Raw genomic sequence first — 19410 nt, 5'->3', positions numbered from 1 at the left:
CTGATATAAAACTGATATATCTAAAATACGAACAAGGGCTTCACAACTGTGAAGTCCTTGTTCGTATTTTAGATGACCCGTTCTTTCTCAGAGATCGGGACACTGAAGGATCATATTTTAGCATAGACTCTTATTTACGATATGATCTCCCGATTACACCAGGAACTTAAGCAAGGCGACCACCACAGCAGCAGTCACTGCTGACATGATGAGCGCAAAAATAAAGGCAACGCGTATCACTTTGTTTTCTTCACCAAGTTTATCAATAGATGCGGCCGCATTTTGGAGTTTTGCCGGGGAAATTACGCTGGCTAGTCCTCCACCAAAGGCTAACCCGGCTGTAACGATGATAATACCCTTAAGTCCCCAGTTAAGATTCGTTGCTGTTGACATGGTATATTTCGCAAACATCGCAATCGTCGAAGCTTCACTTCCGGTAATGAATCCTCCGAATAACCCAATAAAGCTTACAATAGCTCCGTAGGCTCCATGAAAAGCCTGCGCGGAATAGTCTGCGAGTACTTTCACCATACTTGGGCACAGTGTTTTCGGCATTGCGGCATTGAGATTGGAAGCCATATTAAATCCAGACATATTCATGACTTCACCGATCGCAAAGAAGATCGCTGCTGAGAAAACAGGTTTTGGTGCCCTTCGCCACCAAACTTTTATTGAATCTCTAATTTGGGCGGCTTTCGGGCGCATAATCGGAATCGAAATCAAGATGCTGACCAGAATCCAGGTGTAGGCATTCCATAAAGCTCTGGTTGCTATCGGCTTGCCGTCTGCAGATAAGCCCGGAATGCTGAGCGTCAGTGTCCGGTATAAATAATCGAATGATTCCTTCGGCAGGTTCAGCGCCAGAATCAGAACGATCAAAAGCAGCCAGGGCATAATGGCTTTCCACAAAGGATATTCTTTTTCATAGGCAAGTTCTTCCGGCGTCAGCCGGCTTCGATCAATAATTTTTTTACCCGTCAGCTTAAGATACAGGATCATTACAAGAATGACTGCAAAACCACTTAAGACTCCTGTGAGGACAACCAGATTGTCATAATGATTGGTAAAATAAGCGACAATCGAAATGGTAATGCCCGTAACCAATACCGGGACAATCCCTTCTTTGACGGCTTTCCACTTTCCGACAATCCAAAGCATCGAAAAGCCAATCAAGGTGGATACAAACGGCAAAAACATAAAGAAGATACTTCCGGCCTGAGAAAGGGTAATTTCATTGCCTTTTCCCAAAAAGCTGTTCGCAATATCCACAAATACCACGATCGGGGCACCGAGTAAGGCATACGTACACAGGGCGTCATATCCGATCGCAGGCAAAGCTATGGCCACATACGTAGAGTACCCCATCGCAATCAAGATAGGCGGCAGAAGAGATACGGGAGTTGCCCCGACGGCAACCATCAGCGTTCCAAATCCAATGTTGATCATCATGATCTGAACGGCTCTGTTTTCACTGGCTAAGGTCTTAATAAATATAATAATTCGTTTTAAAGCCCCCGTCTTTTCCATATAGGCCATTTGAAGTAGTGACGTGGCTACGATCAGTGAAACTGAAAAAGATTTAATCAGACCGGCCAGGGTTGAGCGGACAATGACTTCTCCCGACGTCTGGAAAAACAAAAACGCCACAAGAGAAACAGCAAGCCAACCCACAATTCCACTGGTATGGGCTGGCTTTTTAAACACAATAAGCATAACAACAATGACTACTATTGGCAGCAGTGCAAGCAGTAGTGACAACATTCTCTCCCATCCTTCCATTCTACAAGTATATTTTTTTATTACTACCTACTTATAATATATGATTATGTTCAAAAAAAAAAGAACTTTTTTTGCTTTTTACTTTTTGCGTTTTATGTTTCAGACCAACAGAAAGGCCCGCTTTTCACATGAAAAACGAGCCAAAACTGAAGATTTTCTCAGCTAAGGGATCCTGACATATTGCGCGGGACCCGGAACAATGATCCATCCATCGTAAATGATACTGATACTGAAATAGTAGTACTCACCGGAAACTAAATTACCCTGGATATCACCCTGATAATAAGTGTCAGCGTTGATTGTCACTGAAGTCCTGTTCCGGTCGGTAATCCACTCCAGATAACCGTCATTTGGATATTTTGGGTTAGGATTACTCTTTGAAATGACCACTTTGTAGCCTTCAAAATTCGCTGCTTCCGAAGCTGGCCAGCTTAAAATCAAATTACTGCCGCTGGCTGTTGCCGATATGGCAATCGGATCCAGGCTCTGTTGGACACTTTCCTTCTCAGCTAGTGGATCGTATCCATCGGCCGGATACGTGACACGGACGGCATTTCCGGCAACCTTGCCATCGCTGTATAAAGCCGTCACACTAACGTAATACGCCTGTCCGGGAGTCAGATAACTGCCAAAGTCTCCGCCGTGATACGCTGTGCTGTTGTCGATTACCCATCGGCTGGTGCTTTGATTGGTAATGTAGGTCAAATAACCGCTACTGGGATAGGCCGGCCTGGAATTATTTTTGGAAATAACGACCTTATAGCCCTGGAAGCTTTCACTGTAAATCGGATTCCATTTGACAATGAGCCGGTTGTCGTCCGTAGAAACGGTTACCTGAGGCGCCTTTGAAGAGGGAGATACAGCCGGTTTGACAGCAGGTTTTGTTTCTGTAGCCGGTGTTTCCTTGGTGGGTTGCGTTGTTTCGGTTGGCGTTGCGATAGCTTCCTTGGCAGGTTCCGGTGAAGAGACAGCCGTACCGACCGGATATGTCAGTTGCAGACTGTCACCCGGAACGGTCTTATCCGAATAAAGCACCGTAATGCTAAAATAGTATTTTTCACCAGGGACAAGTTTCTCGCCAAAGTCTCCGTTTTTATAAGCTTCACTGTTATTGATCACCGCACTGGTCGTGGTCCTGTCGGTAATGTAGTATAAATACCCGTCGTCAGGATACTTCGGATTCGGGTTGCTCTTTGAAATCACCACTTTATAGCCGGAAAATTTAGGATGATCAACCTGATCCCAATGTAAGATAAGTTTATCGCCGGAAATCTCCCCGTTCACTGCCACAGCAACATAAGGAGTTTTATCTTCGCCTATTTTTAATCCGGGCCAGGAAGCATTTTGCGCATAACCATAGGTGACTATGCCTAAACAAAAAATGACTGCACATATCGCGATTGCAATATTTCTGGATAAACGAGGTTTCATGGTCTTTTCTCCTTTCATACCACCGTTTGCATACGAGTAACTTACTCTCAACTAAAAATAACGTAAAGAAATAAGATCAACTATGTAAAATCTATAATTCTACAGTATTAATTTAATTCCTTTTTCTTCCTTAATATTTAGGAATTAAGTCCCATCAAATTAGGAAATATGGATTTGCACAATCCCACATGTATAGTTTGATACGATGGAGAGGAGTATGTCATTTAATGTCGAATCATTGATTCTAAATAAACTTAATTAATTTTTCCAAAGGAGAGGAGGGAATATGATGAAAGAACCGGTTGAGTTGATTCAATCAAATCAAACATTTTTAATTAGACGTACCTTAGAATATGCAAAAATGCATAATTATACAAAATATACCTCTACTCTGGAAGAAGCTTGGCGTACATCAATTAACGGGTTATCCGAAGCTTTAATCTCAGTTCTCAAGTCCTGTGAATTTATACCTGAATTAAATGTGGATGAAGATTATGCAAATGATCCAATTGGTTCTTTTGGGATACTTGAGGCACAGCTTCATCGTAAACGTGGAGTTACCCTGGAGATGTTTTTAGGATTGATGAAATATTATCGTCAATCATATCTCGATCTGATAATAGAAACCTATAGGAAAAAAAATATAGATTGTGATTACTTTTTATTGTTTATTAATCGGTTTTTTGATCGCGTAGAATTAGCTTTTTGCAGTGAGTGGATTAACGAGAAGAAGGAAGTACTTACGTTAAGTCTTCAAAATACGAATCGTATGATGACGAATGAAAAAAATAAATATTTAACAATATTTGAAAGTATTCCAACTCCTTCGATCATTTTGGATAGTAATAATATGATTGACAATATGAACAATGCAGCTAAAGAGTTCCTCAAGTCTGCAGGAATTGATGGGACATCTTATTATTCCAATGAAAGACATGAAATATATTTAGTACATGTATTACCTTGGCTTGCAGAAGAATTTACTGCTTTTATCAACGGAAATGATATTGAAGTATCCATTGAAAAGAATTTGATGATGCTCGAATTAGGAACCAGGAATCTGGTTATAAACTTTCACCGCATGCTGGACGTAAGTGAAAAATATAAAGGTACAGTGATCATATTTACGGATTTAACATATAGAAAACAAATTGAGGACAGGTTAAAATTTATCAGTTTTCACGATGATCTTACAGGATTATACAACAGAGCATTCTTTAATGAAGAATTGTTAAGACTGTGTTCAGGCAGGTCTAATCCAGTAGCGATTATAGAATGTGATGTTGACGGGCTTAAAGTGGTAAACGATACTTTGGGACATCATGCCGGAGATTTGCTTATTACTTCCACTGCTTCAATACTTCGTCGTTCTGTCCGAGAAAACGACGTTGCTGCCCGGGTAGGTGGTGATGAATTTGCAATTGTTTTACCAAATTGCTCATCTGGCTCATTAAAAGAGGTCTGTCAGAGAATCGAATTTGAACTCGAAAAACATAACAAAGAAAACTCTTATTTGCCTGTGAGTTTTTCCATTGGTGCTGCATTAGGGGATGCTTATAATGGCAGCTTAGACCACATTTATAGGAATGCCGATAATGAAATGTATAAAAATAAACAAGAAAAGCGAGAGCAATACAAGCTTTGGTTCAACTCGTTATATGCTGAGTATGGGGATAAACTATTTAATAACTAATTTACTTTGCCGCCAGGCCATGGATGACAGCAGGAGCGGCCGCCCGTTCAAATCCCACCTTCTTCTTTATTAAAATAAGCTTCATCTTGCGATGAAGCTTTATCTTCAGTGGCGGAGAAGGTGGGATTCGCTCCGCTCGCCTTCGGCTCGCTTTCACGCCGGGGTGGGAAAACCCTCCCATGGGTCGGCTTTTCTTCATCCGCCCGTTCGAATCCCACCTTCTTATTAATATAAGCTTCATCTTACGATGAAGCTTTATCTTCAGTGGCAAGTTAGGTGAATATAGATGCCATGAAACCATTATCAAATATCAATTAAATTATCAAATAATATGATCCTCAAGATACTTATCCAATAATTTGATCATAAAATCTGCATCAAGTATAACTAACCGTTTGTTATTTAGTTTTGATTGATGATATAAAAAATATTTAAGTTGGTCGTCAATAATATCAGGATATATAACACCTATTATTTCTGCTCTTGCATCATGAAATGCATCAATAACTTGTTGAATGATTTCTCTTCCAAGGTCTGATGATTTCGTTATCTTTTTGCTTTTTGCGCCTTCCGGAATTGATTTTGCGGCGCCCAAAAAGGTCATGTTTCTTCCTCTTAAATTCACAAGCATTGAAACATCACCGAATTCATGTCCTTGATGTGGTTGCGGAGTATAACCCTCAAAGTTTTCAAAAAGCTTTAGTATACATCCTATGTCTTTAGAAGATGAACATGGCTGTGCTTTACATTTTGCACATTTTTCATTCGTAGGATGGGAGGTGCATTTTTCATTTAAGCTTTTGCAAATCCCCATTAACTCATCAACTGGTTTTAGTATGATCCGATCAGTAATTGGCTGAAAGTCTGCAATATCGGAAGGCTTAAGTTTCTCATAATCCGGACTTTTATGCAATTCAATTCCAGATGATGAAATTGAAAAATACTCATTATTTTCAAAGAAAACCTCAGGGAAATAGAGCTTAATAGTACTTTCAATTTTCTCTGTAAACTCATCAGTTGAAATCAATTCGATTATTTCATTGATATTACTTATCATATTTGAGTGTCCACTCTCACAGATAAACGAAAAAGTACCTTGCTGGGTTTCACCACAGTTACTGCAAATAATTTTGGCTGGTGATTTTTTTGTTAGTGAAAAATTACTACACCCACACTTAATACATGCGGCTATTGCTTTTTCTTCGCAAGTATCACATGACATTGATATTTTCTCTACAAAGAATTTGTTGAGTTCAAGATAAGCTTTATACGTATCAAAGGATACTGGATAGGCTTCAAGAGCGGATTTTTTACAATTTATTAGTGCATATATCATCTCATTTAAAACCGGAATTGAAGACGGTTTTATGCTTTCCCACTCAGCTGAGCTAAACATATTATATCCCGATATAGTTTCAAGCGAATAGTCTGATGTGTTTTGAAAAAAACCAATGATGTCATTGATTCGTCTGGTACTCCATGTCCTGAATTGTGATGATGTAACGCTTTTAGATAGATATAGCTTCCCCTTATTGCAATTTACGCCCAATGTTCCTGTAGTATTTCCATCAATATCCTCGATGTATTGCATATTTGTAATGTCATAATTTTGGTATCCTTCGGGGATACAGTCTAATTTATCGCTTAAATTGGGGTCAGCAAAAGTTACTTTCTCTAATTGATTTTTTGGAGGATTTGCGTTATGTCTTGTGACTCTTTTAGTGCTGTCTTTAGGAAACACTTTATCCAAGAGGCTATTTGTGATTTTAATGTTTGTAATATCGGCATGATACAAGTTACTGAAAAATCTTTTCAATGAATTAATTAGCACTTCAGGCATGTTATTGATTGCCACAAAATTATTGTCCATACAAATCCATGCAAAGCATTCCTTCAGCATATAAATATATGTAAACTCGCCTTCAGAGTTAATATAGTTAAATCGCTGTAAATATGAGAGGCTGACCTCATATGTCTCTCCAAATTTAACGACTGATATAAATTCGAGATTCTTATATTTGTCATCACTATTATATTTTAATGTAGATAAGAATGCTTGTATTCTTTTCTCAAGATCACCTATAGAAAAACTTATTATTTCAGTGCTTTTTGCCCAGAAAAGTGTAAAGCCAGGTTTCAATCCATACCTATATTTTTCATATGCTGTATCTATGATAGAAGCGGTTATTTCATGGGATTTTTCAATAAGTTTAATTAAGACCATCCGACTTTGCAAATTTACTAATTTTTCAATGTCGCTTGTTGAACCTTGATTCCTTATCTGAAGCAACCTTGATTCAATATCCTCTTTGTCAATGTTATTCCAGATCATCCATCGGATGCCCTTTATTTGCATGCTTTCGAGCTTAAGCTTTTGTTCATCAGGTATGGCCATTTTGTTTTCACTCCAATCATTCAAAAAATGCTGCTGAAATTTACCCAGGGGAGAATTGACCTGATCCGGTTTTGATAACCACATTTAATCTGCTGTATAGCGAGCTAATGCCTTCATCGGCATAGATGATAACCATGATCCATTTGCGAATTTCTAAAGTTTTTGCCGTTTAGTATATCATTTATGAATCTCCCACAAGAAGAGCATTTAGCTTTTCAACTAATAGCGTCAAATTCTTTGTCTTCAATTCGCACTCCCAAATACGTAGTACAGTCCAGTTTCGGTTTTTGAAAATAGCCGTTACTTCTTTGTCATGCAGTATGTTTCGCTCACGCTTTTTTGCCCAATATTCTGCGTTCTCCTTCGGTCGAGTATTGCGACAATCATGTCCATGCCAGAAACAACCGTCAACAAATATTGCAATCTTCTTCTCCAAAAAAACAAAATCTGGATGTCCTTTAACAGGGTAATTACGCCGCCATCCAGAAATATTGTTTTTCCGAAACAACGCAATTAAGCGTAATTCTGTGGACTTATTTCCCTTTGAGCGCACCTTTTGCATAACTGCTGTGCGTGTGGCTTTATCGAAAACGTCGGCCATACAAAACCACCTCAATGAAACTAACCCGTCTTGATTATCATCTTCAAACTGGGGTCGTAACGGTAATGCTCAATCTCTTTTTTCACGATTAGCCGAATCGCGTCTTCGACGATAGATAGCGGAACAACAAACCACTCTCGCGGGTAGTGCATTACCCCTTGGTCATCCCTGATCTCTAAAGAGAGGTTACATCCACCGAAAAAACGGTGGATGTTCGTTTCAAGGTATGGTACGTCCAAGTTGTAACATCGAGCGGTCAGAATTATCTCCACTTCGCTCATCAAGTAGGTCGGCTCGTTTGCGGCGTTCTTTATGCGGTTGGTTACGTCACCCCTACAATAGCCTATTTTGTAGAGGTTACGCATCTGGCGAATTTTCGGGTTTCGGCTCAGGCTCCGCAGGACGTAGATGTATCCGTTCTGCACATCGTCCGGCTCGATTTTCGGCATCCCGTCATCGGTTGTCTGCAGTTCACTGATGCCGAAACCATCGACACGCATCGCGTTGGTGAGAGAACGAAACAGCATAGTGGATTCTGTGCCATTGTCAAATATGCAGCGCGTCCTACCGTCTTTCCTGCGGTACACTTGCCCCTGGTAAGTTTTCTCCGTCAGGCTCGCGCTGTCAACTTCTAAGTAGAAAACGACTCCGCGCAACACGAAATACTGCCCCTCGACCAAGTCTTCCTGACCGTTGAATTCCACCAATTTGCGGCATCCGCTTTCAAGGTCTGCGTGTATGTGCTTGAATGCTTCCTCGTACATATCGAAGTCTTTACAAACCTTACGACGGGCTATATAGTCGGGGCGCAACCTGTCGGTCGGCTTGACGTGAGACAGGTTGAAAATGCTGTCGCCCTCCTCGTCGGACTCAAGCAAGCCGAGCGGGTCTTCGCTCAGTAGTTCCTCAAGCGATATTGATTTCGACTCCTCTGACTGCAGGAGATTATACATGTCATACTCACGCAGAATCTTGACCTTCTTGGGGTTGGACTTTATCCCCGACAGCCTTGCGGCGAGGGTATACTCGGCGATGTCCCCGCCATCGCCATTCGGCAACCGCTGATTGTCCTCATAGAACTGCGTAATTTCGCCAAACTGTTCAATGAGCCGCCAGTCCTCGTCGCGCCGTTCCCGCTTCGATGTATCCTTGACATCGAGAAGACCAAGGCTGTCGCTATCGAAAATCTCCTGTAACTTCGATTTGCGGGTCACATCATCCATTGGTCATCCCTCGCTTAACCTGCTTAAGATACGCCAATGCCTCGGCAAGTCGCCGCTCATGCGGGTCAAGAGCGTCAAGAGACGGAGGGCGTCGCATCGCCTTCGCAAACTCGTTAATCTTAGGCCATAGGAGATACGCCTCGTCATCAGTGATGCTGACCTTGAAAGCCGCGATGCAGTCCTGAATGGATTTCAGCACTTTCGGTGTTATCGACTTAGAAAGCACCTCGAACGCCTGTTGGAACGGGTTAATCGAATCGATGAGGTCGATGTTCAACTCCTCAATATTGATAAACTTCCCACTCATATCGATAAAGCGGCGGTCTCCGACTTGTGTAACCGTGGCGTGGCGCGTAACCAAATCCGTGACCAAGTGTTGTCTAACCTCTTCTACCTCATCTTTTGAGAGGTCTGGATATTTAGTCAGGATGATTTTCGGGATAAGCACCTTGTTCACGACTTCAGGGTCGATTGTACCGTTTACTGACTTAATGACATCGGGGTCTTGCAGAATGCTTGCCTTCAATTCCGTCAAGTCCGAATCGACTATGTTTTTCACCCGCTGGGTAGATGGCTCGCGCAATCCGCCGATGCGGATGGTGCGAACATCGTCACCGCTCTCGTCCTCGTCGGGCTTTTTGGGCTTAAAGTTGAAGTTCGGCGCGAGCACCTGCTCCATGAGCAAGGATGCCGTTATCGCTTTAAGCATATTGTTGACGGACTCTACAACTTCCTCGTTGTCGGCGTCCGGCTCGGCGATGAGGTTCGTGAATTGTGAGTGCGTCTTGTTATCGCTGTCCCTCGTGCAACGACCGATAATTTGGATAATCTCGGTCAAAGAACCGCGATATCCAACGGTCAGGGCATGTTCGCAGAACGGCCAGTCAAAGCCTTCCTTAGCCATTCCGAGGGCGATTATCAAATCTATGTCATCCAGATTTTTAACACCGCGTAGATAAGAAATTACCTTTTCGCGGTCAGCTGCGTTGTCATTCACCAAGTCCGCTACCCTGATAATTTTACCGTCCATGTGCCTCCTGATGTTTATAATGTTCGTGTCGGGGTCGACGGTTTCTACTACTCCAATAGCGTCAAGAATTGTATCGACCTCGATGTATTTGTCCTTGGTCGATTCGCCGGAGGTAACGCTCGGTATATGGAGAATCGTTTTTTGGTTAGTATCCAAAACCTCCATAATAGCAGAGGTATACTTGCCTGCATAGAAATGGAAACCTATGCCCAGCGACTTAAGGTACTTGTAGCCGTTAAGCTGCTCGTAGTAGTTGTAGGTTACCTTAAAGAATTTTGCCTCATCTTCTCCCGTAAGAACAGGGATTCCATCTCCACGGAAATACGAGCCGGTCATCGCCAAGATGTGGACGTTTTGTTGTGCCATTAAAGCACGCACCAACTCACCCAGCTTGCTCTCGCAGATCATCACCCTGTGCTGGTAGTCCTTCTGCATCTCGATGTAGTCCTGAACCTCCTTGGCACTGCATAGTCCTACGCCGGAGGTGTAGCGTCCGTCTGGCAGAAAACAATAGCCGCTGTACTGCGGTTCATGGCTTTGCAGATCCAATGCTCCGCTAGGACGGATTTGTGAAAGCTGCAGTTGGGCATATTCGGGAATGAGTTCGGGTTTTAGGATGCCGAGGACGTCGCTCCGGTTCCAGCGGATTTTTTCTCCCTCCGCCAAAGAGACCGTGAAAATAGAACGGCCGATGGGATTGGGCTTGCTGCCGTTTCCTCCGGTGCAGAAGTACATCTGATACTTTGCCTGCACGAAATCTTCAGGCAATGCGGAGGGATGAAGGACAATAACCTTTCCGTCGATGGACATGTCATATCCGCTCTGAAGGCAGTCCTCCTGAGTAAACAATACCTTTTCACTCATGACTCTGCCTCTTTCTCTGCTCGATCAGCTCCAGCAGCCGTGCGGCGATAGCAATTTGAGCATCCTCCGGCATCTCACGGATGGCAGCATGGACAAAGGCTTCCACCGCCTCAGGCGACTGATCACCTACCTCAATGAGATCCACCTTCTTTGCTGTGACAACGCCCTGATGAATGCTCAGCCTCACAATATCCCCGTAATCCATACCGGAAGCTGTGCGGAGTTCCTTGGGAATAAGAACACGGCCTTTGCCGTCCACGATTTTATAAATGGGTTTAGCTTTCATATAAAATATCCGTCCTTTCTCATAACCTCCCGGACTGTGCCGGGGTCGATGCCAAGCTCGCCGAAGAGCTCACGGAGCTCGTCCGGCAGGTTGTCCAGAACATCCGATTCCATAATGACAATGGCTCCGGCCGTGCAGACGATCTCCAGATCGCTGCCTTCCGGAATATCCGCCGCTTCCAGAAGATCGTTAGGCAGAGTCAGATCACCTTCCTCATCATCCTCCCGCCAGCCGGTTAGCTGAACCGCAACTCCCACGCCCTGTGGCGTAATGACAAGCTGCGGGCATAGGTTTTTCGTTTCTTCCTGCCCCACAGCGAGAGTGGCACACAACTCATCGCCGGGCTTCAATCCCGCCGCGCCAAGCGCCTCGCCCGGCAGGATGATGCTGCCTTTTTTGTCTACGAATGTACGCATTTCAATCAGTTTCATAATATTGACCCTCCTAATAGATTTGGATTAGTTATTCCATGCCGTTAAAACAGGCGAGGTCGAATAGCCCCAACTGGGTCGGCATGTCCCTCAGTCGTTCACTGGTATCGTAATTGGAGATAAGAACTTCGGCATATTCGCAGCCGTTGTCATAGCGCTGAGCAAGGTTGTTGATTCGGCTGACCGCTTCAATATTAAAGTCCTTGTACAGCTCACGGATGAATTCGCAGTCGTTGTAGCTGACCAGCCATTTTCCCTGGCAGGCCACCAGTGTATCCCTGAGCCGCGCATGATCTTCTTTTTTGAATTCCACCGCGTAGTGCCCTTCCGTCTGATAGTAGGGAGGGTCGCAGTAGATGAAGGCATTTTCACGGTCATACTGCCTGATCAGTTCTTCAAAGTCCTTGTTCTCAATGACCGTGTCCTTAAGCCTCCGGCTGCCCTGCCAGAGAAGGTGAAAGGTTTTCCTGATATCGAAAGGCTGGCAGCCATAGCTGGTGCATCCGCTTCCGTAGCTTAAGCGGATGAGCCTATAAAAAGCGGCGGCACGTTTCACATCGTTCATCTGCGCGTTTTCCAAGAGAATAAGCTTGATTTCTTCAAATTGCAGTTCATTGAGAACCCTTTGTGCAATGTCAAGTTCCTCCCGAAGATACTCGTTTGTAAATTCCTCCTTCTCAAGATATTTTTTTAGGACAATGAATTCATCCCGTCCGTTCAGCGGGAAGAAGTTCAATTCCTTGAGCAGGGCAAAGGGACGGTCGCGTACGCAGCGGAACAAATTAGCCAGGTCGGAATTGAAATCGTTATAGACCTCCATGGCGGCGTCAGGAGTCCGGCCGAACAGCACCCAACCCCCGCCGCCGAAGACCTCTATGTACCGTCCGAATTCTTTTGGCATCCGCTGGTAGATCAAATCCCGCAGTGCTTTTTTGCCGCCCACCCAGCTGATGATGCTGTTCATTTTCATCACCTGCCTTTGCTTGGACGGCTGAGTTTATCAACCTCGGTTTTCATGCAGGAGCCGTCCGGACTCCAGCAGATGAAGCCGACTCGGGGATAAGGACATCCTGTACAACGGTCGAGATCTTTGGGCAGAGGTAAGGAATACTTAATCGGCGGATCACATACTCCCGTGACTGTTTTTTCTTCTGGTGTTACATCATGATTCATGATTCAGCTCCTTTCTCGGAAAAACAAAAAAGGCGCTGCCTTTTTTGTAAGACAGCGCCTTTTCGTTCTTTTATTCAGTCGTATTGCTCACAGCAATCTGCTGTAATAAAAAAGCGCCCTCCAGCTTCACAAGAAACCAAAGAGCGCTATTTGTCCGTTCACTTTTTCATTCATCGCATCACCGGGCCTCCGTATCCGAGGTTAGGTGAATTGTTTTTCATATCCTGTTCAAGCTTGAGAGAATAGTTTTCATGATTCCAGAAGCTGACGTAGACCTCGCCGTCCGACGTTTTAATTGGACGCTGTTCAAATCCTTCGCCATAATCGTCACTCGCCTGACCAGTCACAAATTCTAACAGCCCGGCTGTTTCTTCGCCAGAGAGGGGTTCTTTAAGCCCTGCGGTCATAACGCCCCACAGCTCGCCGTCGACAATCTCCACAGATGGGATCAGGCTATACACCTTTCCCTTGAGAGCTTCGTCATAGATGTACTCGGCGAGACCCCTGTCATTTTCAAAGTGACGGTTCTCCTTTGCAATAGCAGCGAGGATTTGATCCTCATATGCCACCGCTTCCCTGGATGAAATGTCCTCTCGCTCATCCTCCGAGCAGTTATACTGAGGATAGGTGAAGATCGTCAGCGGTAAGAAGATGCGCATTGTTTCGTTTGCCATTTTGGTTTCCTCCATTCTTTTTGAGTTTGAGCCCTAAAAAAGGGCATAAAAAAAAGCGGGGGTATCTTTGTTAGAAAATACTCCCCGCTGCTTTTCAGGATTCATTATTTTTTAATTTATAGATGAATTGGAATTTAGTATTTTGGAACATTGTAATATTCCATTGGATTTTTTTCTTTGTCTAATCCACTGCGCTTACAAACCGTTATGTTATTAAACAAAATTGTTCTTTTATCCATTAGCGTTACATCACCATAAGTTGACGGGTCATCCTCCCGAAGGGGAACATATCAACGTTACTCCTTATTTCTTATACAATTCACGGTCGCTCAGCCAATCTTGGAATACCGGATAGTCTTTTATTTTGTCTGCCTTACTTTTTAGGTTCTCAACGATTTTTCCCATTTGCTTTTCACTTATGGAGCTCGAGGCAGCCTGAGCTGATTTTAGGATGTTCGTGAATTCGTTTCCGACTACACTGGTTATTCGCTGGTCTTTTGCTTCGATACTGCCAATACCGTTTAGAATTTGTGTCCTTTCCCAATTTTCTCGACTTCCTTTTTTATAAAGGGTAATGAGTACAATACCCATCATATTTGTAATAGTTCCATATGTTCCATCATCCTCGAAGCAAAAGGTATAGCTGATTATGCCCCTGTGGAATGTTAAATGTGGTCTTAACTCGGCCATCTCAGTATTGCCTGTGATTTCTCTTATTTCCTCAAAGAAAAATATATGATGCTCGATAGCTTCGATATTGTTCCGGCTGTTAAGCAGATATTCTCTCATAATCTTTTCACAAGATATTAAGTGTTCCAAGGCATCAATGCCGACCACATGGTTTTCTGTGAAGTCGATCAGATCTAAGTAAAGGCTTCTCCAGCTCAAGGATGTGAGGAAATAGAAAAGCTTGCTGTCGTAATCAAATTTCGTCTTTTCCTTTTTTATATATGGGTGAAAGAGAGTGTTTGCAAAGTACGTCTCTTTTTCACTGAATAAATCCTCACAGTTCCCACAGAGCATATAATGCTTTTCGCTATCCTGGGCAGGGATATTCGGATTTTCAGAATTCCGGATGTTGCCTGCGGCGGTTTTCTTAAGTGTCCGCATAACCATTTTCGGAACGATGTGGCTCAACTCCAAGTCAGTCTCTGCACCACATAGAGCACACTTTTTTAATTTATACATTACATCACCACCTAAACAAAGTAATTAAATAGTTGAAATTATATCAGAAGTTTGGATAACTTCATTGTTTTTTCTATTCCTTTTTTAAAGCTGGCAAGACTGTCTCTAAATACTCCTGCCAATAATCATTATCGCCTTCCATGTCATGAAGCCAATAGTACATAAATAGAATTTCTAATTCTTGCTTCCTACCTTTGACAAATGATTTCTTCGGCATCTTTCTATACAGTGAATCCAGGTTAAAGAGATTACTTTTCTGCTTATAATCGTAATCATACTTTCTCCAAGTATATTGGCTCTTCTTTCTATGTGTTGAAGGCCAAATATCCTCATTTTCATAAAAACTATTTATCCAGTCGTAAGCAAAAGCAAGAAGATTAACCTGGTGTTTTGCCCAGGTCTTATCGACCCAATCCGTTATTTCTTCCGATATTGATGGTATCCCAAAGCCAAACCGCTGTTCACTCTCAACCCTGTGATAGTCTTTAATAAAAAGAAATAACATTTCTGTCTGATCCTTGAGGAACGAAAACTTTTTAATAAGCCTTGAGTAGCAATCATATGACGCATTTCTAAATTCACTGTCAGAATCATACAAAAAGAACAGCTCGTTCTCCTTCATAATGTTTCCAATATATCTATGTATTTGCTTCCCATACTCATTATATATGCCGACAACCCATTCCCTAACTTCAGACTCATACTCCCTAAGCTGTTTACGATACTTCTCCAGCTTTTCATTATGTAGTACAGTTTTTTCATCAGCTTCTGTAGTATTCAGATAGTTGTTAAAGTACTCAAATACATAATCAACACAAATTTTCATGTTTTGAGTGCGTACATCAAGGTCAAACTCATTAAGTTTATCTTCTTTTTTCCTTCGGGCAATGTATTCCTCAATAGTAAGCATATGAACACCTCAAACTTTTACTCTTCATCCACTATTTATTAGTCTTATTAATAGCGTCAAACAATTTAGCTGGTGATAATTTACTTAGCTCCCTGTTGTCAGCCAACACGCGTATAGCTTTATTGTGTATAAACACATCAGCGTCATGTTCTTCAAAGCCTTTTTCTAGAATCAGGTAATGATACAATTCTCTACAAGGATACAACTTGAACTTTTCATTAAGAAACGCATTAGTTGCTTCCTCTCTATCTGCATCACATACTTTCATCAATACTCGCAGGATTTCTTCGTCCTTAACTTTTGCTTCATACAAAGCAGCAGTTACAAGTTTTATTTCATTGCCTCTAGCTCGGCGTTCTTCCAATGAACCCAAATACATATCCGTTCCCTCCAATAATTAACCCCATGTCTTAGTCTTAAGAAGTTCAGCGATTTCCTGTGTTTCAGGTAAATTCTCTGTCTCCAGAACTTGTGATAAATCAAATACTCGTGTACCCATTGGTGCTCTAGGCGTTATCTTCTTGAAATCTGTCTCGTAGAATTTATCAACAAAGAAATATCTTTCACCGGTCATTACATATCCATAGTTCTTTCCATCTTCTATAGCTCTGACTATCTGCTGCTTTCTGTCATCGGTCAATTTTCCAAGTTCAGCTTTATACTCAATGCCATCTTCCGTAGTAACTGCTGTAATGATTGCAATGATTTTTCCAACGGCTCTTACGCTTTTTTCTTTATACAGCCCAAGATAGTCATGTGCACTAAATCCACGTTCAATATTGTCATAGTAAAGATTTTCACTAACATTAAAATTAAATGTGGTACCTGCCAGTTGCACTCTCATGCGCTTCCATGAATCAGAAACAATGATGAGCTTATCGTTATAGCAGTAATTTAGGTAATCGTCCAAAACCTCCTGCATTTCATAATCTCTGTCATCAATAACATCACGTATTGCATCGACAATCCGTTCGAAGACAGTATTAACGTGCATTACCGGATACGTCTGTGTGGCGTTGTATTCCTTCAGATGCTCTTCGAATTCTTTCTTCTTTTCTGGATTCATCAACTCCGGTGCTAAAGTAATCATTACCTTATATTTTTCATCACTGAAAGACTTCAAATGGCGCAGCAACTGATCTGTATAAAACCAGTCAGACATTTTTGTCTCAACAACAATTTTAAAGCTTTCCTGAGTAATAGTAGCATCCGGGATACTCTCAACACTTTTTTCCTGAAGATTGAAAACAATCTCTGGTTCAAAGGCGTCAGAAAAGAACTCGGATTTCAAAAAGCGAAAGAACTTATCTGAAGAATATGAATAAAGCCGAGACAATAGCAACATCGTATTTGCAGTAGCAACATTTTCTTTCTCATGGTATCTCTGGAAATAATGTATCTTCATAACTACTTGTCTCCTCTCTTTTTCTTTCTGTAGTTCTTAGGGAAGTAATCCTTCCCAAGCAGCCAAACATACTGGTCGATTTGCTTCAGGTTATATTTATCCAAGCTATAGAAGGCACGAAAATCAATCAGTATACCTTTGAATTTAACATAGTCCTTCAAATCGGCATCTTGGAAATCGGAGAAGCTGTCACGATTTCTAAAAAAGCGAAGCACCTCATCTACGTAGCTATCATAAATCGGATAATCGAGATGATTGTGATGGCTACAATACTTTGAGGCAAAAGAGTAAAAATTCTTCTCTGTATCACCAATAGTTACATACTGGATATCTCTAACCAAGGTAACATCACCGGCCTTAAGTCTCGCATCAATATCCAGATCGCATATGCGTTTAGCCACCGGATAGATTGAGAAAATGTTAGTGCTATAAAAGTCGTTAAGCGTTGATGCCTTCAAAAGAACATCGATAACGTCTGTATTCTTCGGGCATAGCTCAAAGAACAGTTTATTAAGTGCATCCTCCTGCAGGTGATAGTTCTCAAGGCCGTCCCACTTTTCAAGATAAAACTCAACCTGCTCAATTGATGGATCAGGAACATCAACGTCCATTTTCTTTTTACGAGTATATGTACGATTAGCAGTCTTCTCCTGCTTAGGCATAGTTGACTCGGCAGTTCTATCAGAAGCTAAGAATAACCGGAACCTTCTTAGCTGAGATAAGTAACTATTAACAAGTGATTTAACATTACCGGTTGAGTTCTCAGAAAGAGCCTTTATTAATGCCTCCTTTGCCGTATTCTCAAAATTAGCAGCGATCACCGCATTCCAGAACAACTCTTTGCTCCCTTTCCTCCAAAGGTAGAAGGTGTCCACATAAGCAGTATTGATTGTTAATTTTGAAATGTTCTGGCTATGTAGGAAGTTCCTATATAAAACACGCAGTTCCTCATACGATAGAGCTTTCATCTTGTCTATATCCAATTTTAACCCCCCCTTTACTCAATATTGTTTAATCTTTCAAGCCACTTCAATATGCATCCACTCTTAAAGAAATCTAATAATGCTCCATCGCAAAAACGCTCGGCTCTAACAGCACCCATTATAAGCGCAAGCACACACTGTGCATTCAAATTTGAAACGTCAGCATTCTTCATAGATTCCGTACCCCATTCAAGGCCGTTATCTTTTAGAATATCTCCATAACGGGTAAGCTCCATATCTTTATTACTTTCTTCAAAGGTGTAAACATCGTCGATGAAGTTATGTACCATTTCGGAATAACCCACAAAGGGCATCTGTATCGGATGCTCCGGTGTTCCATCGTTTTCTTTATCAACAGCCCATTCACCGATGCTATCCGCCTGGATTATAAGTATGTATTTTGTCAAAATATCGAATTTACTCATCCTCGTCCTCCTCGGTATCGTCAATGCCAAATAACATCTGGAACTTATCGAAGTTATACGGGTATGAGTTATCACCATCAAACCTTACCGGTCTATGGCCATTGTTATATTCAAATTCCAACTCCCACTGCGTACCATCACACACAGTGTATCCGAAGCGCTTAGTTGAATATCTTCTGCGCCATTCACCGATGTGAAGATACTTAAGTGCGGCTATGAAAGTATCCTTTGTAAATGGCTCCTTATTATCATCATCTAATAATAAAAGTGGTTCATCATCTTCCCATAATTTTGAATAGGCTTTCAATCCATCTGATAGTTCTACAACATAACTACGGTAGCCACCAAAGAAACCGCCAATGCTAAAGGTAATCTTGCAGATGGCATCCATATTTGCATCAAAGTCAATAACCTTTTCTTCTGACTTTGATAAGGTATAAGTTCCACCAGCTTCAGCATAGGCTTGCTTGGCTCTTTCCAAATATTCACGAGTCCAGTGAAGGCGCGTATCTTCACTCGGATGCATAATAGGCTTTACGCCATAGTCCGGGCTTTCCATTGTATTTTTAAGACAACCTATTTCTTGCTTAAGCCCACGTATAACGGTCAAAATCTGTTCTTTAGTTTTTCCTTCAAGATACTCTTCGTAGTATCCTTCCGGGCTAATCATCATATTAGGCCGCCTCCTTTACTCATTTCCTGTCTTTATTTCATTGCCATCGGGCAGAATAAAAGTCTGTTCAAACTTAACATTCATCACATCTGCTATGGCCTTAAGTTCTTCTAAGGTAATAGTCTCACGCTTCAGCTTCTTCCCGAAGTTCTGTGGGGACTGGCCTAACCGTCTAGCCAATTCGGAAACGCTGATATTCATTTGTTCACAAAGCTGTCGTATCATGTCCGAAGTTTTCATTATAAT

General features: G+C 42.0%; 19 protein-coding genes and 1 pseudogene. 1 reads left to right on the top strand and 19 read right to left on the bottom strand.

The annotated features are described in order from the left end of the window. Positions 1-153: 153 nt before the first annotated feature. A complete protein-coding gene (locus tag AAH944_RS00170; RefSeq protein ID WP_415535504.1) occupies positions 154-1761 on the bottom strand; it encodes an L-lactate permease in 1608 nt (535 codons plus the stop codon). A 180-nt stretch (positions 1762-1941) separates the two neighbouring features. Further along, positions 1942-3210 (bottom strand): S-layer protein, encoded by a 1269-nt coding sequence (locus AAH944_RS00165; RefSeq protein ID WP_415535503.1) that lies wholly within the window; start codon positions 3208-3210, stop codon positions 1942-1944. 289 nt (positions 3211-3499) lie between these two features. Here AAH944_RS00165 and AAH944_RS00160 point away from each other — a divergent pair, with 289 nt between their 5' ends. After that, positions 3500-4903, top strand: a complete 1404-nt coding sequence (locus AAH944_RS00160) for a diguanylate cyclase domain-containing protein (protein ID WP_415535502.1) — start codon at positions 3500-3502, stop codon at positions 4901-4903. 322 nt (positions 4904-5225) lie between these two features. Here the strand turns inward: AAH944_RS00160 and AAH944_RS00155 are convergent, their stop codons facing one another. The 17 genes and pseudogenes from AAH944_RS00155 to AAH944_RS00075 form a co-directional block, all read right to left on the bottom strand. Then, positions 5226-7382: a hypothetical protein gene (locus AAH944_RS00155; protein ID WP_415535501.1), complete on the bottom strand. Its 2157-nt coding sequence runs from the start codon at positions 7380-7382 to the stop codon at positions 5226-5228. A 97-nt stretch (positions 7383-7479) separates the two neighbouring features. Beyond that, a complete protein-coding gene (locus AAH944_RS00150) occupies positions 7480-7899 on the bottom strand; it encodes a very short patch repair endonuclease (RefSeq protein WP_415535500.1) in 420 nt (139 codons plus the stop codon). A gap of 20 nt (positions 7900-7919) precedes the next feature. Continuing rightward, positions 7920-9122: a GIY-YIG nuclease family protein gene (locus AAH944_RS00145; RefSeq protein WP_415535499.1), complete on the bottom strand. Its 1203-nt coding sequence runs from the start codon at positions 9120-9122 to the stop codon at positions 7920-7922. A gap of 1426 nt (positions 9123-10548) precedes the next feature. Beyond that, positions 10549-11016, bottom strand: a pseudogene (locus tag AAH944_RS00140) (hypothetical protein); the annotation flags it as partial. Further along, complete coding sequence (locus tag AAH944_RS00135) at positions 11009-11302, bottom strand: AbrB family transcriptional regulator (protein WP_415535498.1); 294 nt, start codon at positions 11300-11302, stop codon at positions 11009-11011. The pseudogene AAH944_RS00140 and the gene AAH944_RS00135, both read right to left, overlap by 8 nt. After that, entirely contained in the window at positions 11299-11733 is a 435-nt protein-coding gene (locus AAH944_RS00130; RefSeq protein ID WP_415535497.1) for a hypothetical protein, read from the bottom strand. The genes AAH944_RS00135 and AAH944_RS00130 overlap by 4 nt, the downstream gene beginning before the upstream one ends. A gap of 31 nt (positions 11734-11764) precedes the next feature. Beyond that, positions 11765-12697, bottom strand: a complete 933-nt coding sequence (locus tag AAH944_RS00125) for a DNA adenine methylase (protein WP_415537902.1) — start codon at positions 12695-12697, stop codon at positions 11765-11767. Positions 12698-12702: 5 nt separating this feature from the next. Then, entirely contained in the window at positions 12703-12906 is a 204-nt protein-coding gene (locus AAH944_RS00120) for a hypothetical protein (protein ID WP_415535496.1), read from the bottom strand. 170 nt (positions 12907-13076) lie between these two features. Beyond that, entirely contained in the window at positions 13077-13580 is a 504-nt protein-coding gene (locus AAH944_RS00115; RefSeq protein WP_415535495.1) for a hypothetical protein, read from the bottom strand. A gap of 303 nt (positions 13581-13883) precedes the next feature. Continuing rightward, entirely contained in the window at positions 13884-14768 is an 885-nt protein-coding gene (locus tag AAH944_RS00110; protein ID WP_415535494.1) for a hypothetical protein, read from the bottom strand. 73 nt (positions 14769-14841) lie between these two features. Further along, positions 14842-15678, bottom strand: coding sequence for a hypothetical protein (locus tag AAH944_RS00105; protein ID WP_415535493.1), 837 nt, complete (start codon positions 15676-15678; stop codon positions 14842-14844). 31 nt (positions 15679-15709) lie between these two features. Further along, a complete protein-coding gene (locus AAH944_RS00100; RefSeq protein ID WP_415535492.1) occupies positions 15710-16057 on the bottom strand; it encodes a hypothetical protein in 348 nt (115 codons plus the stop codon). 18 nt (positions 16058-16075) lie between these two features. Further along, positions 16076-17083 carry a hypothetical protein gene (locus AAH944_RS00095; protein WP_415535491.1) on the bottom strand — a complete coding sequence of 336 codons (1008 nt, stop codon included), beginning with the start codon at positions 17081-17083 and terminating at the stop codon, positions 16076-16078. Between the two features lie 2 nt (positions 17084-17085). Further along, positions 17086-18066 (bottom strand): hypothetical protein, encoded by a 981-nt coding sequence (locus tag AAH944_RS00090; RefSeq protein ID WP_415535490.1) that lies wholly within the window; start codon positions 18064-18066, stop codon positions 17086-17088. A 14-nt stretch (positions 18067-18080) separates the two neighbouring features. Further along, complete coding sequence (locus AAH944_RS00085; RefSeq protein WP_415535489.1) at positions 18081-18491, bottom strand: DUF6508 domain-containing protein; 411 nt, start codon at positions 18489-18491, stop codon at positions 18081-18083. Then, positions 18484-19164, bottom strand: a complete 681-nt coding sequence (locus tag AAH944_RS00080; RefSeq protein ID WP_415535488.1) for a hypothetical protein — start codon at positions 19162-19164, stop codon at positions 18484-18486. Before AAH944_RS00080 ends, AAH944_RS00085 begins: the two co-directional genes overlap by 8 nt. Positions 19165-19179: 15 nt before the next feature. After that, positions 19180-19404, bottom strand: coding sequence for a helix-turn-helix domain-containing protein (locus AAH944_RS00075; protein WP_415535487.1), 225 nt, complete (start codon positions 19402-19404; stop codon positions 19180-19182). Positions 19405-19410 lie beyond the last annotated feature (6 nt).

Source organism: Dehalobacter sp. CP (assembly GCF_047652685.1).
Lineage (GTDB): Bacteria > Bacillota > Desulfitobacteriia > Desulfitobacteriales > Syntrophobotulaceae > Dehalobacter.
Note: the sequence above shows the minus strand (reverse complement) of the source record. Positions and strands in the feature narration are given on the sequence as shown.

Excerpts from the sequence above, each read along its gene's own strand:
- AAH944_RS00170 (WP_415535504.1), bottom strand. The coding sequence starts at position 1,761 with ATGTTGTCACTACTGCTTGCACTGCTGCCAATAGTAGTCATTGTTGTT.
- AAH944_RS00165 (WP_415535503.1), bottom strand. The coding sequence starts at position 3,210 with ATGAAACCTCGTTTATCCAGAAATATTGCAATCGCGATATGTGCAGTC.
- AAH944_RS00160 (WP_415535502.1), top strand. The coding sequence starts at position 3,500 with ATGAAAGAACCGGTTGAGTTGATTCAATCAAATCAAACATTTTTAATT.
- AAH944_RS00155 (WP_415535501.1), bottom strand. The coding sequence starts at position 7,382 with ATGTGGTTATCAAAACCGGATCAGGTCAATTCTCCCCTGGGTAAATTT.
- AAH944_RS00150 (WP_415535500.1), bottom strand. The coding sequence starts at position 7,899 with ATGGCCGACGTTTTCGATAAAGCCACACGCACAGCAGTTATGCAAAAG.
- AAH944_RS00145 (WP_415535499.1), bottom strand. The coding sequence starts at position 9,122 with ATGGATGATGTGACCCGCAAATCGAAGTTACAGGAGATTTTCGATAGC.
- AAH944_RS00135 (WP_415535498.1), bottom strand. The coding sequence starts at position 11,302 with ATGAAAGCTAAACCCATTTATAAAATCGTGGACGGCAAAGGCCGTGTT.
- AAH944_RS00130 (WP_415535497.1), bottom strand. The coding sequence starts at position 11,733 with ATGAAACTGATTGAAATGCGTACATTCGTAGACAAAAAAGGCAGCATC.
- AAH944_RS00125 (WP_415537902.1), bottom strand. The coding sequence starts at position 12,697 with ATGAACAGCATCATCAGCTGGGTGGGCGGCAAAAAAGCACTGCGGGAT.
- AAH944_RS00120 (WP_415535496.1), bottom strand. The coding sequence starts at position 12,906 with ATGAATCATGATGTAACACCAGAAGAAAAAACAGTCACGGGAGTATGT.
- AAH944_RS00115 (WP_415535495.1), bottom strand. The coding sequence starts at position 13,580 with ATGGCAAACGAAACAATGCGCATCTTCTTACCGCTGACGATCTTCACC.
- AAH944_RS00110 (WP_415535494.1), bottom strand. The coding sequence starts at position 14,768 with ATGTATAAATTAAAAAAGTGTGCTCTATGTGGTGCAGAGACTGACTTG.
- AAH944_RS00105 (WP_415535493.1), bottom strand. The coding sequence starts at position 15,678 with ATGCTTACTATTGAGGAATACATTGCCCGAAGGAAAAAAGAAGATAAA.
- AAH944_RS00100 (WP_415535492.1), bottom strand. The coding sequence starts at position 16,057 with ATGTATTTGGGTTCATTGGAAGAACGCCGAGCTAGAGGCAATGAAATA.
- AAH944_RS00095 (WP_415535491.1), bottom strand. The coding sequence starts at position 17,083 with ATGAAGATACATTATTTCCAGAGATACCATGAGAAAGAAAATGTTGCT.
- AAH944_RS00085 (WP_415535489.1), bottom strand. The coding sequence starts at position 18,491 with ATGAGTAAATTCGATATTTTGACAAAATACATACTTATAATCCAGGCG.
- AAH944_RS00080 (WP_415535488.1), bottom strand. The coding sequence starts at position 19,164 with ATGATGATTAGCCCGGAAGGATACTACGAAGAGTATCTTGAAGGAAAA.
- AAH944_RS00075 (WP_415535487.1), bottom strand. The coding sequence starts at position 19,404 with ATGAAAACTTCGGACATGATACGACAGCTTTGTGAACAAATGAATATC.